We start from the raw sequence: 14,958 nt of genomic DNA on the forward strand, positions 1-14,958 counted from the left end.
AGCGCTCAGCCATGACGGACAATACGCCCTCCTCCTGCCACAGGCCTTATCGGCTGAGCTATCCAGAGACGCGTCATGACCCTTGCCGAACTCAAGCAGATCCTTGCCCGGGGTGAGGATAGCCGTCACCAGTTCAAGCGTGACTTCAGCCATATCGATACCCTGGCGGCCGAATTGGCGGCGTTCTCTAATACGGCCGGTGGCTATCTATGTCGCGGCCTGGGTACCGGCATCCCGCGGGCGATCGATGCCTGGCCAGAAATCGAGCTGCATGATGACCGGCAGAGCAACCAGTTCCGGGTGGTGATCAAGCGTCCCGTGGAAAGAGGGACTCTTTCGGGCCCAGGTGGGGACCAAGCCGGGACCAAGCCGGGACCAAGTCGGGACCAGGTAGGGACCTAGTAGGGACCGGGTCGCCGGCAGACTACCCCGCTGCAGACGCGCGACCACCTGTGCAACCTGAACAAGTCACGCTGCTGCACAGGATGTTCGACGATCACGCCACTTCCGAGTTGATGAGCTTTGTCGGGCGCAGCAACCGTAGCAAATTCCGTGAGCAGGTACTGGCCCCCCTGCTGGCACCGGGGCTGATCGAAATGACCCTGCCAGACAAGCCCAACAGCAGCAAGCAACGCTATCGCCTAACCACTGCCGGCCGCGGGCTGAAAAGCGAGCTTAGCGGCCAGGGCGACTGAACTCAGATAAACACGACGAGGCGCCAGCAAACACCGGCGCCTTGCCTACTTTTAGAAATAGGTACCCCACATGACCCAATCCGATATCGTCCAGAAACTCTGGAATCTCTGCGACGTCCTGCGTGATGACGGCATCAACTACAGCGACTACGTCACCGAGCTAGTGCTGCTGCTGTTCATCAAGATGGAGTACGAGCAGGTACAGAACGACGAAAACTTCGGCCACAAGCTGCCTGAAGGCGCGCGCTGGCCCGATCTGTCCGGTAAATCCGGCCTCAACCTGCTCGACCACTACCGGCAGTTGCTGCTGGACCTGGGCAAAAACTCGGATCCGCTGATCGCCGCCATCTATGCCGATGCCCAGACCCGCCTCAAGGAGCCGCGCCATCTCGAGCAGTTGATCAAGAGCCTCGACGGCATCGACTGGTTCAGCGCCCGCGAAGACGGCCTTGGCGATCTCTATGAAGGCCTGCTGGAAAAGAACGCCAGCGAGACCAAATCCGGCGCCGGCCAGTACTTCACCCCGCGCCCGCTGATCGACAGCATCATCCGTTGCCTCAAGCCGCAACCGGGCGAGACCATCCAAGACCCCGCCGCCGGCACCGCGGGCTTTCTCATCGCCGCCGATGCCTATATCAAGCAGCACACCGACGACCTCTACGACCTCGACGACAGGGCGCGCCGTTTCCAGCGCACTCAGGCCTATGTCGGCGTCGAACTGGTACCCGGCACCCGCCGCCTGGCCCTCATGAACACCCTGCTGCATGGCATGGAAGGCGATGCGGAAGGTGTGGTGCACCTGGGCAATGCCCTCGGTCAGGTCGGTGCCAGCCTGCCCAAGGTGGATGTGATCCTCTCCAACCCGCCCTTCGGCACCGCCAAGGGCGGCGGCGGCCCAACCCGTGATGACCTCACCTATCGCACCAGCAACAAGCAACTGGCCTTTCTCCAGCATATCTACCGCGGTCTCAAGCCGGGCGGCCGTGCCGCCGTGGTACTGCCGGATAACGTACTGTTCGAGGCCGGCGTCGGCACCGAGGTGCGCCGTGACCTGATGGACAAGTGCAACCTGCACACCATCCTGCGCCTGCCCACCGGCATCTTCTACGCCCAAGGCGTGAAGACCAATGTGCTGTTCTTCCAGAAGGGCACTGCCGACAACCCACGTCAGGAAGAGCGCTGCACCCAACGCGTCTGGATCTACGACCTGCGCAGCAATATGCCCAGCTTCGGCAAGCGCACCCCCTTCAGCCCTACGCACCTCAAGCCGTTCGAAGATGCCTATGGCGAGGATCCCAATGGCCACAGCCCGCGCGCCGAGAACGTCGAGGGCATCGGCGAGGCTAGCCGCTTCCGTTGCTTCACCCGCGAGCAGATCCGCGAGCGGGGTGATTCGCTGGATATCAGTTGGCTGAAGGATGAAAGCAGCCTGGACGCCGCCGACCTACCCGCCCCGGAAGTGCTGGCCGGTGAGGCCATGGCCGAACTGACCGAGGCGCTGCATGAACTGGAAGAGCTGATGAAGGCGTTGGGTGCGGGGGATGAGGTCGTAGCACAAAAACAGCTACTAGCAGAGGTCATGGGACTTTCTGCCGAGGAAAAGGCATGACTAATGGCACCCCTAAACATTGGTTACCCGCTGGCTTCGAGGAAATATTCACTCAAGTTTCAACCTCAGGAAAGAAAGTAAAAACAGCCATTGCCCTACCTGAAGGTAAATTCCCCATAGTGGATCAAGGACGATCGTTCATCTCTGGCTACTTGGACGACGCCAACATGGTGGTGGCTGACGACAAGCCATTGATAATTTTCGGCGATCACACACGTGAGATTAAGTGGATAGACTTCCCATTTATCCCTGGCGCAGACGGCGTACAAGTCCTCAAACCGTCTCCTGAAATGGATGCCCGTTTTTGTTATTTCTTTCTGCGCAACCTTAAGATTGAAAGTAAAGGATATGCAAGACATTTCAAAGCTGTGAAAGAAGCAAAGTATCTGGTCCCGCCTCTTGCCGAGCAAATCAGAATTGCTGCCAAACTCGACGAACTGCTGGTTCAGGTCAACATCCTGAAAGCCCGTATCGATAGCATTCCCGCGTTGCTCAATCGCTTCCGGCAGTCCGTTCTCGCCGCTGCCGTTTCTGGGCGGTTGACGGAGGAGTGGCGAGTAACTTCCGGCATGAGCGATACTAACGCTAATTGGCAAAGCGTCAAACTCGCTGACCTTTGCGAGCTAGTTACTAGTGGCTCTCGTGGATGGGCTGATTATTATTCGCCTAGCGGGGCACTGTTCATCCGCTCTCAAGACATCAATACCGACGAACTAAATATAATTGATGCCGCATTTGTAAAGCTGCCCGAATCAAGCGAAGGGAAACGAACCAGGGTTCGACCTCAAGACATACTTATTACAATCACTGGTGCAAATGTTGGAAAAGTTGCAAGAATCAAACGAAAGCTTCTAGAGGCCTATGTCAGCCAACACGTTGCCTTGGTTAGGCTTCAGCGCCCTGAAAACGCTCCATTTCTAGAACTTTACTTAAAAGATATTTGCTCGGGCCGCGGTGAGTTGATAGCGCTCGCCTATGGCGGTGGCAAACCGGGGCTCAATCTATCTAACATTCGAGACCTAAAATTTGTACTACCCTCATATAAAGAACAAACCGAAATCGTCCGCCGCGTCGAACAACTCTTCACCTTCGCCGACCAACTCGAAGCCCGTGTCAAAGCCGCCCAGGTGCGCATTGATCGTCTGACCCAGAGCATCCTCGCCAAAGCCTTCCGCGGCGAACTGGTGCCCCAGGACCCGAATGACGAACCGGCCAGCGTGCTGTTGGAACGCATCAAGGCCCAACGCGCCGCCGCGCCCAAGGCCAGGCGTGGTCGACAGGCTGCCAAGCTGAGCTAAATCTTTTTCAGGAAGCAAACGAACCATGTCCGTGCCGACCTACGACCAGTTCATCGAACCCATCCTGCGTTTTCTCGCCGCCCACCCAGAAGGCGCCACGGCGGGTGAGGCCCACGAAGCGGCTGCCCAGGCCTTGGGCCTCAGTGAAGCGCAACGGCAGGAGACCATCGCCAGTGGCCAGCCCACCTACAAGAACCGCTCGGGGTGGGCGCACGATAGGCTCAAGCGTGCCGGCTATTCCAGCAGTGCCAAGCGCGGCTATTGGCAACTTACTGATTCCGGTCGCGCCTTCGCCCAGGCCAACCCGGCGCCATTGAGCCAGGAGCAGGTCGAGCATCTGGCGTTGAATTTCATCAGTGTGCAGCTCAAGCCGGCACCAGATGCCGCCTCGCTAGATGAGGGCAACGATGCGCCCACTCCTCTCGTTCAGGCCGACCTTGCCACCAGCAGTCCCCAGGAGCGCCTGAACCAGGCCATCCTCGAACTGCGTACCAGCGTGGCGGGCGATCTGCTGGACAGCCTGCTGCAGGCGAGCCCGACGCGCTTCGAACATATCGTGCTCGATGTGCTGCATAGCCTGGGCTACGGCGCGAACCGCCAGGCGCTGCAGCAAGTGGGCGGTAGTGGCGATGGCGGCATCGACGGAGTCATTTCGCTGGACGCCCTCGGTTTGGAAAAGGTCTATGTGCAGGCCAAGCGCTGGCAGGGCACGGTCGGCCGCCCTGATCTGCAGGCCTTCTATGGCGCCTTGGCCGGGCAGAAGGCCAAGCGCGGTGTCTTTATCACCACCTCGGGCTACACCGCTCAGGCCGTGGACTTCGCACGTTCGGTCGAAGGCCTGGTGCTGGTCGATGGCAAACGCCTGGTCGAGCTGATGCTCGATCACGAAGTCGGCGTCAGCTCGCAGCTCTACAAGGTACCCAGGCTCGATAGCGATTACTTCGACGAGTCACTGGGCTGATTCGATCATTACGAGATCGGCTGGCGACTGCGTGCCTTGTTGAGACGCAGAGGAATCGAGGCGGCTTTCCTAAATCGGTAAAGGCTCTTCCTCTCGAGAGCTTATGGGCTCCGAGCTGATAGGTACCCGGCAAGTTGCCATCGAGAATACCCTCGGATTACCGGCGTGATTTATCTGACCATTATCACTACCCCCCTGGCGATCCTGATCTAAGCTCTGACCTCTAGACCCGCTCCAACCAGCCGGCCGGATGCCGATACCCTGGTAATCACTTCGCAAGGACGCCTCATGAAATACCTCCTGACCAGCTCGGTCACCCTCTTCCTCGCCGCTTCGCTGCTGACCGAAGACACCGCCCTGGCCCAGGCCGGCCACGCCATCCGGCCAGGGCTAGCGGCCGCGGCTCACTGTCTGCACGAATCGCTACTGGAAACCAGTGCCGCCAACAGAGGCCCGGTAGCGGACGGCGCCCGTCTGCAGCTGGCCGGGCTGGAGAGGCGCAACCAGATCGCCCAATAGGACCGGATCCACGAGTGGCACGCGTCAGCGTTTCTCCCTAAGTGGCTTTTCAAAGTCCCTTTCCAGAGCTCTTTCGTGAACGAAGCCGCTGCCACTGGCTCTCAAGGTTTCCACCACGGCACTCCCGAGGAGACCCGCATGAAAGCTCTGATTCCCCTGTTGCTGCTTCCCCTGGCCCTCGGTGCCTGCACCGGTCAGCAGGCGCGGCACGACGATCTCGGCCTGCCGAGCTGCAATCTGGCCGAGCAACGCGCCGTGCCGGGAGAACTGGGCGGATCGATCACGGATCCGCGGCAGGCGCATGTCTCGATGCGGGCCAATGTGCTGCTGGCGGATGTGAGCACGGCGCGCAAGGCGCGGCGGATCAGTCAGGAGCAGGCGACAGCCTTCAGCGAGCGCATCGCCGCAGTGCGCAGCCAGACCGATGCCTTCGTACAGCAGCAAGGCTTTCTCAGCGCGGCTGAGCGGGCCAGTTTCGATCGGGAATTCGACGAGATCGCCGCGCAGATCTGCCAGCCACGTACGGCGCAGTGATCTCTGCCTAGCCAGGACGGGTCGAAAGACCGCCGCTCGAACGGCTAGGATAGCGGGGCCGATCAAGCGGTAAGGACCTTTGCCGCCCTTCTCTTCCAGCCCAGGGGACGACCCCGGCGATCGGTGGGCAGCGCTCCGGGACGGCCCGGTTTCACAGGAGGCCGTCTTTGGCTTGGTTCTATCTGGTTTGTGCAGGACTGCTCGAGGTGGTCTGGGCGTTCTACATGAAGCAATCCGCGGGCTTCACCCGCCTCACGCCGACGATCATCACCGGGGTCGCCATGGTAGCGAGCGTGGCGCTTTTGTCGATCTCCATGCGCAGCCTGCCACTGGGTACCGCCTATACCATCTGGACCGGCATCGGCGCAGTAGGCGCCTTCATGGTCGGCATCCTGCTGTTGGGCGAGGCGGCGAGTCCGCTGCGCATCCTGGCCGCGGCGCTGATCGTCAGCGGCCTGGTGCTGATGAAGCTGACGTCGTCCTGAGCGCTTGCCCCTAGCGCAGGTCCCCTGCTCGGTCGGCTTTTGGTCGGGCCAGCCAGATGAACAGCAAGCCTCCCACCAGGCCGCCCACGGCCATTGCCAGCAGGCCATCCAGGGTACGGGTGGCGTAGATGAGCACCGGCATGGGGGCGAAGGCGTCGATCAGGCGAATGGCGGCGATCAGGCTGACACTGGTGGCTAGCGGCACCACGCAGGCTAGATAGTCACCCATGCGACGGCCGAGCCAAAAGGCGGCGGCAAAGGCTGGTAACCAAGCGGCGAGCACGATGGCGGCGTAGATGGGTCCGAAGCCCAGCAGATCCTGTAGCGACGTCTGCCAACGGGTGGCGGCGTCTATCGACTGTCCCAAGCCCTGCAGCGCGGCCAGGTTGTACTGGGTCTGCACCAGGCTGCCCCAGGCGGTGGCCAGCAACAGGGCGGCGGCGAACGCCAGCAGCGGGCGGGGTCTGAACAAGGCGCGCCAGAGCGGTTTGGACATGATCGATCAGTCTCGAAGAGAGGTAGTGATGGTAACGACAGCGGATGCCTGCGGTAGACCTCGGCCGTCACGTAAAGCTTCCCGGCGTGGGGTCTGGTTTGTGTTGCTAACCGTTGTGCTGGGAAGCCCGTTGGCCACGGCGGCGCCCGCTTACCGGATCGAGACGGTAGCGACCGGACTCGAGCGGCCTTGGTCGCTCGCCTTTCTGCCCGATGGCCGGGCGCTGTTGACCGAGGGTGCCGGGCGTTTGCGGCTGCTGGTGCCGGATGGCCAGGGCCGACTCAGCCTGCAGGCGGAGGCCGTGAGCGGACTGCCCGAGCTCTATACCGAAGGCCAGGCCGGTCTGCTCGAGGTCATGCCGGATCCAGATTTCGCCCGTAATCAGCTGATCTATCTCTCCTATGCGTCAGGCACGCGCCAGGCCAATCACCTCAGGGTGGTGCGCGCGCGGCTGAACGGCGGACGCCTGCAGGACGTCCAGCCGCTGTTCACCAGCCAGCCGGCCAAGGCGTTCGGCCAGCACTTCGGGGCGCGGATGGCCCTGCTCGGCGACGGCACCCTGGCCATCGCCCTGGGCGACGGCAACGTCGAGCGCACCGACGCCCAGCGGCTGGATACCCATCTGGGCAAGATCGTGCGCATCACTCGGGACGGCCAGGTGCCGGCGGACAACCCCTTCCTCAAGCGACCCGGCGCCCTGCCGGAGATCTACAGCCTCGGCCATCGCAATCCCCAGGGCCTGGTGTGGGTGGCCGAGCGCCAGGCCCTGTACGAGCACGAACACGGCTCCAAGGGCGGCGATGAACTCAATCTGATCCGCGCCGGGGCCAACTATGGCTGGCCGCTGACCACCGGCGGCGTGGACTACACCGGCGCGCGCATCACGCCCTTTCGTGAATTACCGGGCATCACCCCGCCGCTGTTGGAGTGGACGCCCTCCATCGCTCCCGCCGGCCTGACCTGGTACGACGGCCAGGGCTTTCCCACCTGGCGCGGCAGTCTGTTCGTGGCGGCGCTGCGCGAGAAGTCGGTGCGGCGGATACCGCTGGTGAACGGCGTGCCTGGCGAGCAGGAGCTCTTGTTCCAAGAGCTGGACCAGCGTTTGAGAGACGTGCGCAGCGGACCGGACGGTAATCTCTGGCTGCTGACCGATGGCGAGGACGGCCAGCTGTTGCGGGTGGTACCGGGGTAGAAGGGGCCACTGCAGGAGACCCCGACTGCCCGATCAGACGGCGATGAAGGTGTTGTTGGCGCCCAGCAGGGTCAATTCGTCGATGGGATTGTTGTAGGCGTCGTAGACGAAAGCCTCCGGCAGATAGACGCTGTACTGGTGCCCTTGCTCTAGGTCAGTCGCCAAGCGGATGTCTACCAAGTTGGTCAGATGACGCACCGTGGTAGCGAGCTCGAAGCCAATCTTCGTGCCTGTGGTGACATCGAGTAGGAAGGCCTTCTCCAATAGCGTCGGGTCCACCTTCACAGGCGTCGGATAGGCTTCCGAGTAGAGATCCCGTGTCCCACGATAGATGGAGCTATCAAACAACAGATTGATGTGATCATCAGCACCAGGGCTGTAGTAGGACTGCTGATCGATACCGATCAGCAGCGGCGGCGTGAGGTCGGCGGGCAGAACCTCGAGGTCACGCGATAGGGCCGTCACCGCGACATTGCCGGCGGTATCGGTGGTCTCCACCAGGATCGAGCCCTGCGCATAGAAGCCCGGCTCCAGCTTGGGTGCGGGCCAGCCTCCCTCCCCCTGCTGCCAGGTCTGACCGCCATCGCTGGAACTACGCCACTGCTCGATGTCGCCATCGTCGAAGAAGCGGAACTGCAATAGGTTCTCAGTGGTGGGGCCACGGGTGGTGAACAGATAGAGTTGCGCGCCCTGGGTGTCGACCTTCCATTGAGCTTCGTTCGTCAAGGTTCGGCCGTTACCGTCGCCAGCAAGATAACTAACCTGCAGCTGACCTGCCTGGTAGTAGCCCGCGCCTAGTTGCAAGGTATCACTGCCGGCGCTCGCCACGGTCCAGCTCTGCCCTCCATCCAGGCTGTAACGCCACTCCTTCACCCCTTCCGGCAGGGTCACGTCCACCTGGCCGTTGCGGGTGATGCCGTCAGTGGCCGACACCCCGGTGTCTTCGTGCAGGGCCAGGCCCGGCGTGAGCGGCTGCCATTGTTCGAGCCGCGTCTGGAACAGCTGCTGGTCGGCGCTCTGGCCATCCGGGCGGCTCAGATAATCGATCATCTCGACGATGACCGCTGCCCTGGCGTCCTGCTGGGTACTGCCCAGGGTCTCCAGTCGGCCCAGCCAGAAGGCCTTGCCGTCGGCATCGGCGTTGCGTCCGAGCAGGTCGCCATAGCAGCCGTCGATGAAGGCGCTGGCGCTCTCCTCGGCCGGTTGCGCCTGCAGGCGCTCGGCGCCGTTGAGGAACAGGCGGACGAGTTGCTCATTGCCCAGGCCCTCGTCCAGTTTGGCGACCCAGAAACGGAAGCCTTCCGCGTCCGGGGCACGGCCCAACACCCCCCAATAACAGGCGTTCACCCGCGCTGCATTGTCCACGATCATGGTCTTTCCTCCTTGAAGCGGCCACCCACCGTGGCCGACCACTGGCTTATAGAAGGCGTCGCCAAGTGGTGCAGACCTGTGTCCGGATTCCTGTGGTGGGATCGACAGCCTTTCGCCTAGAGCGATAAGCAACAGGACGGATGAAAAGAAGGTCCTGGTCGAATCGTCGAGGTACTCGACGTTTCGTCAAATAAAGGACGACACTTCGACGCTCTGACGCTCACATCTGGCAGCGCCGCTTTTTAAGCTGGAGCCTCAACCACGGAGGATCCGCCATGAACGTCACCCTGCTCGGCGCCGGCCACATCGGCTACACCATTTCGCAATTGCTGCACGCCAGTGGCGACTACCGGGTGACGGTGGCGGATCGTGACGAACGCGCCCTGGCGGCCATCGCGGCCCTGGGCGTGCAGACCCGCACCCTGGACACGTCCGACGCCAGCGCCCTGGCCGCGGCCCTGGACGATCAGGACGTAGTACTCAACGCCCTGCCCTATCACCTGGCGATTCCCGTCGCCCAGGCGGCCAAGGCCACCAACACTCACTATTTCGACCTGACCGAAGACGTCAAGGCGACCAAGACCATCCGCCAGCTGGCCGAGGGCGCGAGCAATGCCTTCATGCCCCAGTGCGGTCTGGCGCCTGGCTTCATCGGTATCGCCGCCCATTCCCTGGCCAAGCGTTTCGACAGTGTGCGCGAGGTGAAGATGCGCGTCGGCGCCCTGCCGGAATTTCCCACCAACGCCCTGAAGTACAACCTGACCTGGAGCGTCGACGGCCTGGTCAACGAGTACTGCCACCCTTGCGAAGCCGTGCGCAACGGCGAGCTCCAACTGGTGCAGCCGCTGGAAGGCCTGGAGCATTTTTCCCTGGATGGCGTGGAATACGAAGCCTTCAACACCTCGGGCGGCCTGGGCACCCTCTGCGAGACCCTGCAGGGCCAGGTGGAAACCCTGGACTACAAGACCGTGCGCTATCCGGGTCACCGCGACCTGATGAAGTTCCTGCTGGAAGACCTGCGCCTGGCCGGCGACCAGGAGCAGCTCAAGAACATCCTGCGCGGTGCCGTGCCCACCACCATGCAGGACGTGGTGCTGGTGTTCGTCACCGTCAGCGGTATGCGCGGCGGCAAGCTGGTGCAGGAGGTGTTCAGCCGCAAGATCTTTGCCGCCGAGCGCGACGGTCGCCTGACCAGCGCCATCCAGATCACCACCGCCGCCGGCATCTGCACCGCCCTGGACCTGTTCCGCGAAGGCAAGCTGCCGCAGCGCGGCTTCATTGCCCAGGAACAGGTGGACATGGACGCCTTCCTGGCCAACCGCTTCGGCAAGGCCTACCAGCCGGCCTGATCAGGAAGCTTAGCGGCCGATGTGGGGTCCATAACGGAACAGTTTCCGTTGGAGGACCCCTCGTCATGCTTAGCGTCGCCATCGTCGGTTGCGAACAGATCCACGCTCAGGACTACCTGGACACCAGCCTGGCCGATCCGCGCGTGCGGGTAGTGGCCGTGGCCAGCGAACGCGATCCTGCACGTGCCCGGCGTCTCGCCGCGCCCCATGGCCTGCCGGTGCTGGACGATTTCGCCCAGTTGCCCGAGGTGGATTTGGCCTTCGTCACCACGGCCATCGAGGATCACGAAGCAGCGGTGGCCGCGCTACTCCCCCGCGCCCGCCATCTGTTCGTGGAAAAGCCCCTGGCCGTCTCGGCTGCGCGCGCGAAGGCGCTGGCCGCGCAACTCGCCGGGCGCTCCTGCTTCAGCGGCTTCTATTTGCGTACCGACCCTGCCCTACAGCAATTGCGCCAGCTGGCTCGCACTGGCGCCATCGGCACCCTTTCCCACCTGTCGCTCACGGCTGGCCACCCGGGTCTGCTGGAGGGCTGGCTAAGCGGCTGGCCGGCGCATCTGGACGAGACGCGCATGGGCTATGGCGCCTTTGGCGACCTGGCTGTGCACCTGCTGGACTTCAGCGCCTGGCTGACCGGTGAATCCCTGACGGTCGAGTACTGCCGCCTGGAACGCGATGCGCGCTGGCCACTGGATCATGGCGGCGAGGCGTTGCTCCGGGCCGGCCACGTGCCGATCCAGCTGCGGGCCAGCGCCACCCTGCGCGGTCCGCGATTGGCCATCCGGCTGGATGGCAGCACGGGCACCCTGGAGCTCACCGCTGGGCGTCTGCTGCTGCACGAGACCAGTGGTGAGAGCCAGGTGCTGGCCGAGGCGATCGCACCCGGTGTTCCCCAGGGCGCCCAGGCGGTATTCGATCAGCTGCTCGGTCAACCGCGTCCAGAATTGGCCAACCTGGAGGATGCCCTCGCGGCCAACGGCCTGCTGGATCGCCTCTATGGACGCGACTAGAACGTCAGGCCAGGCCGTGTTGGCCACCGTTACCGAGAGACCGGAGGGGTTAAAGGTCAGTCTGATGGTGCCGATAGCGAGGCATCCGGCGCAGTTCGGCTGGCATCCCCGTCGCTGAAAGGAATTCCCAATGGTCTGGTTCAACAATCTGGCGCTGGCGAAAAAACTCGCCGTGGCCTTTGGTCTTTGTACGCTCATTACCCTGGGCATAGGCGCAGCGGGCATGAGTGGACTCAACAGCCTCAATGCGCTGCTGAGCACCTTGCTGAATGACAATCTGCGCTCCATCGTTCAACTCAACGATGCCAAGAGCAACGTGATCGGTCATAACCGCGACATCTTCCGCCTGATGTCCATGGCCTATGCCAATGCGCCCCAGGCCGAGCAGGATCGCATCATCGCGTCTCTGCGCTCCAACCAGGCCGATGCCGAAAAACCCTTCGCCGCCTATCGCGCCACGCCCTTGGAGCCTGATGAAAAGGCCGCGGGTGATGCCTACGAGGGTGATTGGAAAACCTATCTGGCCGGCATCGACGCCGTACTGGCCCGGCTGGCCGCCAAAGACGTAGCCGGTGCCAACCAGTTGCTCAACGAGCAGGTTCAACCCAGCTATCGCAAGACCATGGCTTCTTTCAAGATCATGGTGGAATCCAACAAGCGGCAGAGTGCCGAAGCCGGTGTCGAGGCGCAGACCACGTACGATAAGGCGTTCTGGACGCTCACCGGTGGTCTGCTGTTGGCCACACTCTGCGCCCTGGCGCTGGGCATCGTCATTACCCGCCTGATCGTGGCACCGATCCGCGAGGCCGTTTCCAGCGCCGAGCGTGTCGCCCAGGGCGATCTGACCCTGCCGATCCAGAGCAGCCGGCGTGACGAAGCGGGCCAGCTGCTGCAAGCCCTGGGCGGCATGCAGCGCAGCCTGAAGGACACCGTGCAGCAGATGGCCGGTGCCGCCAGCCAGCTCGCCGCGGCAGCCGAGGAACTGCATGCCGTGACCGAGGAGACCTCCCGGGGCCAGGTTCGCCAGCACGACGAGGTGCAGCAGGCCGCCACCGCCGTCAACCAGATGACCGCCGCCGTCGAAGAGGTAGCACGCAACGCCACCTCCACCTCGACCGCCTCCCAGGACACCAGTCGCGAGGCCCAGCAGGGTCGCGAGCAGGTGCAGCAGGCGGCCCAGGCCATGGCGGTGATGACCAGCGAGATCACCGATTCCACCCAGAAGGTGCAGACCCTGGAAGGCCAGGTGCGCGAGATCGGCAAGGTGCTGGAAGTGATTCGTGGCATCGCCGAGCAGACCAACCTGCTGGCGCTCAACGCCGCCATCGAAGCCGCCCGCGCCGGCGAGCAGGGTCGCGGTTTCGCCGTGGTGGCGGACGAGGTCCGCGCCCTGGCCCATCGCACCCAGGGCTCCACAGGCGAGATCGAGCGCATGATGAGCGCCGTGCGCGACAGCGCCGAAGAGGCAGTAAGCGCCATGCACAAGAGCCAGTCCCTGGCCGGCGATACCCAGGAGCGCGCCAACCGTGCCGGTGAAGCCCTGGACCGCATCACCAACGGGATCGCCAGCATCGAGGAGCGCAACCTGGTGATCGCCAGCGCCGCCGAAGAGCAGGCCCAGGTGGCTCGCGAAGTGGACCGCAATCTGGTCAACATCCAGGACCTGTCTACCCAGACCGCCACCGGTGCCCAGCAGACCGCGGCGTCCAGTCAGGAGCTGTCGCGCCTGGCAACGTCCTTCCAGGGCCTGGTCGCGCAATTCCGTTATTGATCGATCGTTCAGCAAACTTCCGACCAGTGGTCGACCCGCCCTCATCTCGGTGAGTGGCGGGCTTGCTGCGCTCCAGAGGGGCTGACGAGCCTTGTCCAGGTCGGCGCCAGGGAACATTGGGCACCAGGGCCGTTCTGAACTGAAACACCTGAATGGATGCTCCCATGCGCTTTACCTATGATGCCCGCCGAAGTTACCGCCTGATCGGCCTCGACGACGGGCGTCTGGCCGGGCAGTTGCTGCGTGGTCAGCTCTACATCATGGTCGCCGGCGACGGTAAGCAGCCGCAGTCGTACGCTCAGTTGGAAGACGATCAGCTGCGTACCGCCGAAGGCCGCCTGATTGGCTGTCGCGAAGCGGACATCCTCACCCTGCAGCGCACCGGTGTCGCCTTACGCCTGGAGCCGCTCGACGCCTGAAGCGTTTGGCAATGGCCAAGGCAGTCCGACGTGAGCGAGGCCACCACCAGGCTCAGCTGGGTCCAGTGTTGAGAGCCAGCTCCAGACCGTGACCGCCATCCGGTCAGCGAGGCCACCTCGGCGCTTTTCGTGCAGCTGGGATTTCCCATACGCGAAAGGACTCTCCTTTCTCCATGCCCTTGGACGTCAGATCGCGCCGGAAGCGTATCGGGGTAAGGCCCAGTATCAAATCTGCCTGTATCGACACATCCTCTGCTGATCGCGGGAACCTCGTTGGGTCTTTGCCCCTCCATTTCCTTGAACGTCATCGAAAAGATGCCAAACGGGCGCCTTCTTGGCCCCATCAGGAGATGTCATGTCCAGCGACAACCAATACAGCATGCAAAACCCCCTTACCCAGTATCCCCAGCCGGAATTTCCAAAGCAGCCCCAGGAAGCCCCGGGCCTGGCGCAGGTCATGCAGCCGCGCCCCGACCATGGCGAGACCAGCTACCAGGGGTTCGGTCGTCTGGCCGGGCGCAAGGCGCTGATCACCGGGGCGGACTCGGGGATCGGTCGGGCCACCGCCATCGCCTATGCCCGGGAGGGTGCCGACCTGGTGCTCAATTACCTGCCCGAGGAAGAGGCCGACGCCCAGGAAGTGGTCAAGCTGGTGGAGGCCAAAGGGCGCAAGGCCGTCTGCGTTCCCGGTGACCTGAAGGACGAAGCCTTTTGTGCCCAACTAGTGAGCAAGGCCAAGGAGGCCCTGGGCGGCCTCGACATCCTGGTCAATGTGGCTGGCAAGCAGACCGCCGTGCAGGACATCGCCGAGCTGACCACCGAGCAGTTCGACGCTACCTACAAGACCAACGTCTACGCCCTGTTCTGGCTGTGCAAGGCCGCACTGCCGCACCTGCCGGCTGGCGCCGCCATCATCAACACCACTTCGATCCAGGCCACCCAGCCCTCGGAATTCTTGCTGGACTACGCCTCGACCAAGGCGGCTATCACCAACTTCACCAAGGCGCTGGCCAAGCAGGTTGCCGCCAAGGGCATTCGCGTCAACGCCGTAGCGCCCGGCCCCTTCTGGACGCCGCTGCAGCCCAGCGGTGGCCAGCCCCAGGAGAAGATCCCCACCTTTGGTGGCGAGACGGTGTTCAAGCGTCCTGGCCAACCGGCGGAACTGGCGCCCATCTATGTGCTGCTGGCTTCCCAGGAGTCGAGCTATGTGACCGGTGAGGTCTATGGCGCCACCGGAGGCATGGGCTGACGG

General features: G+C 63.1%; 16 protein-coding genes. 14 read left to right on the plus strand and 2 right to left on the minus strand.

From position 1 onward, the window contains the following. The first annotated feature begins 75 nt into the window (after window positions 1-75). The 8 genes from AX284_RS03325 to sugE all read left to right on the plus strand — a co-directional run bounded on the left by AX284_RS03325 (window position 76) and on the right by sugE (window position 6,101). Window positions 76-402, plus strand: coding sequence for an AlbA family DNA-binding domain-containing protein (locus AX284_RS03325; RefSeq protein ID WP_068383560.1), 327 nt, complete (start codon window positions 76-78; stop codon window positions 400-402). Window positions 403-485: 83 nt separating this feature from the next. After that, window positions 486-695, plus strand: coding sequence for a Fic family protein (locus tag AX284_RS03330; protein ID WP_068383562.1), 210 nt, complete (start codon window positions 486-488; stop codon window positions 693-695). 70 nt (window positions 696-765) lie between these two features. After that, on the plus strand, window positions 766-2,304 hold the full coding sequence (locus AX284_RS03335) for a class I SAM-dependent DNA methyltransferase (protein WP_068383564.1): 1,539 nt from the start codon (window positions 766-768) through the stop codon (window positions 2,302-2,304). Further along, window positions 2,301-3,602, plus strand: a complete 1,302-nt coding sequence (locus AX284_RS11825) for a restriction endonuclease subunit S (protein ID WP_153015309.1) — start codon at window positions 2,301-2,303, stop codon at window positions 3,600-3,602. The genes AX284_RS03335 and AX284_RS11825 overlap by 4 nt, the downstream gene beginning before the upstream one ends. Before the next feature lie 25 nt (window positions 3,603-3,627). Next, on the plus strand, window positions 3,628-4,563 hold the full coding sequence (locus tag AX284_RS03350) for a restriction endonuclease (protein ID WP_068383570.1): 936 nt from the start codon (window positions 3,628-3,630) through the stop codon (window positions 4,561-4,563). Window positions 4,564-4,851: 288 nt separating this feature from the next. Beyond that, a complete protein-coding gene (locus tag AX284_RS03355) occupies window positions 4,852-5,082 on the plus strand; it encodes a hypothetical protein (protein ID WP_068383572.1) in 231 nt (76 codons plus the stop codon). Window positions 5,083-5,220: 138 nt separating this feature from the next. Continuing rightward, window positions 5,221-5,616, plus strand: coding sequence for a hypothetical protein (locus tag AX284_RS03360; RefSeq protein WP_068383576.1), 396 nt, complete (start codon window positions 5,221-5,223; stop codon window positions 5,614-5,616). Between the two features lie 167 nt (window positions 5,617-5,783). Then, on the plus strand, window positions 5,784-6,101 hold the full coding sequence (gene sugE / locus AX284_RS03365) for a quaternary ammonium compound efflux SMR transporter SugE (RefSeq protein WP_017640894.1): 318 nt from the start codon (window positions 5,784-5,786) through the stop codon (window positions 6,099-6,101). Window positions 6,102-6,111: 10 nt separating this feature from the next. On the opposite strand, the gene AX284_RS03370 is transcribed toward sugE, so the two are convergent. After that, window positions 6,112-6,597: a hypothetical protein gene (locus AX284_RS03370; protein ID WP_017640895.1), complete on the minus strand. Its 486-nt coding sequence runs from the start codon at window positions 6,595-6,597 to the stop codon at window positions 6,112-6,114. A gap of 100 nt (window positions 6,598-6,697) precedes the next feature. On the opposite strand from AX284_RS03370, the gene AX284_RS03375 reads away from it, so the two are divergent. Further along, window positions 6,698-7,789, plus strand: a complete 1,092-nt coding sequence (locus tag AX284_RS03375) for a PQQ-dependent sugar dehydrogenase (protein ID WP_236712135.1) — start codon at window positions 6,698-6,700, stop codon at window positions 7,787-7,789. Window positions 7,790-7,822: 33 nt separating this feature from the next. Here AX284_RS03375 and AX284_RS03380 read toward each other — a convergent pair whose 3' ends face one another. Beyond that, window positions 7,823-9,160, minus strand: a complete 1,338-nt coding sequence (locus tag AX284_RS03380) for a DUF4214 domain-containing protein (RefSeq protein ID WP_068383580.1) — start codon at window positions 9,158-9,160, stop codon at window positions 7,823-7,825. Between the two features lie 275 nt (window positions 9,161-9,435). Here AX284_RS03380 and AX284_RS03385 point away from each other — a divergent pair, with 275 nt between their 5' ends. From AX284_RS03385 to AX284_RS03405, 5 genes are all read left to right on the plus strand, one after another. Beyond that, the gene (locus tag AX284_RS03385) at window positions 9,436-10,509 is read left to right on the plus strand and encodes a saccharopine dehydrogenase family protein (RefSeq protein ID WP_068383582.1); all 1,074 of its coding nucleotides are present in this window, start codon (window positions 9,436-9,438) and stop codon (window positions 10,507-10,509) included. Between the two features lie 65 nt (window positions 10,510-10,574). After that, entirely contained in the window at window positions 10,575-11,516 is a 942-nt protein-coding gene (locus tag AX284_RS03390; protein WP_068383584.1) for a Gfo/Idh/MocA family protein, read from the plus strand. A gap of 130 nt (window positions 11,517-11,646) precedes the next feature. Continuing rightward, window positions 11,647-13,287, plus strand: a complete 1,641-nt coding sequence (locus tag AX284_RS03395) for a methyl-accepting chemotaxis protein (protein WP_068383586.1) — start codon at window positions 11,647-11,649, stop codon at window positions 13,285-13,287. A gap of 164 nt (window positions 13,288-13,451) precedes the next feature. Beyond that, a complete protein-coding gene (locus AX284_RS03400) occupies window positions 13,452-13,706 on the plus strand; it encodes a hypothetical protein (protein WP_064308103.1) in 255 nt (84 codons plus the stop codon). A gap of 355 nt (window positions 13,707-14,061) precedes the next feature. Further along, the gene (locus AX284_RS03405; protein ID WP_068383588.1) at window positions 14,062-14,955 is read left to right on the plus strand and encodes an SDR family oxidoreductase; all 894 of its coding nucleotides are present in this window, start codon (window positions 14,062-14,064) and stop codon (window positions 14,953-14,955) included. Window positions 14,956-14,958: the final 3 nt, after the last annotated feature.

The organism is Pseudomonas sp. HUK17 (assembly GCF_001566765.1).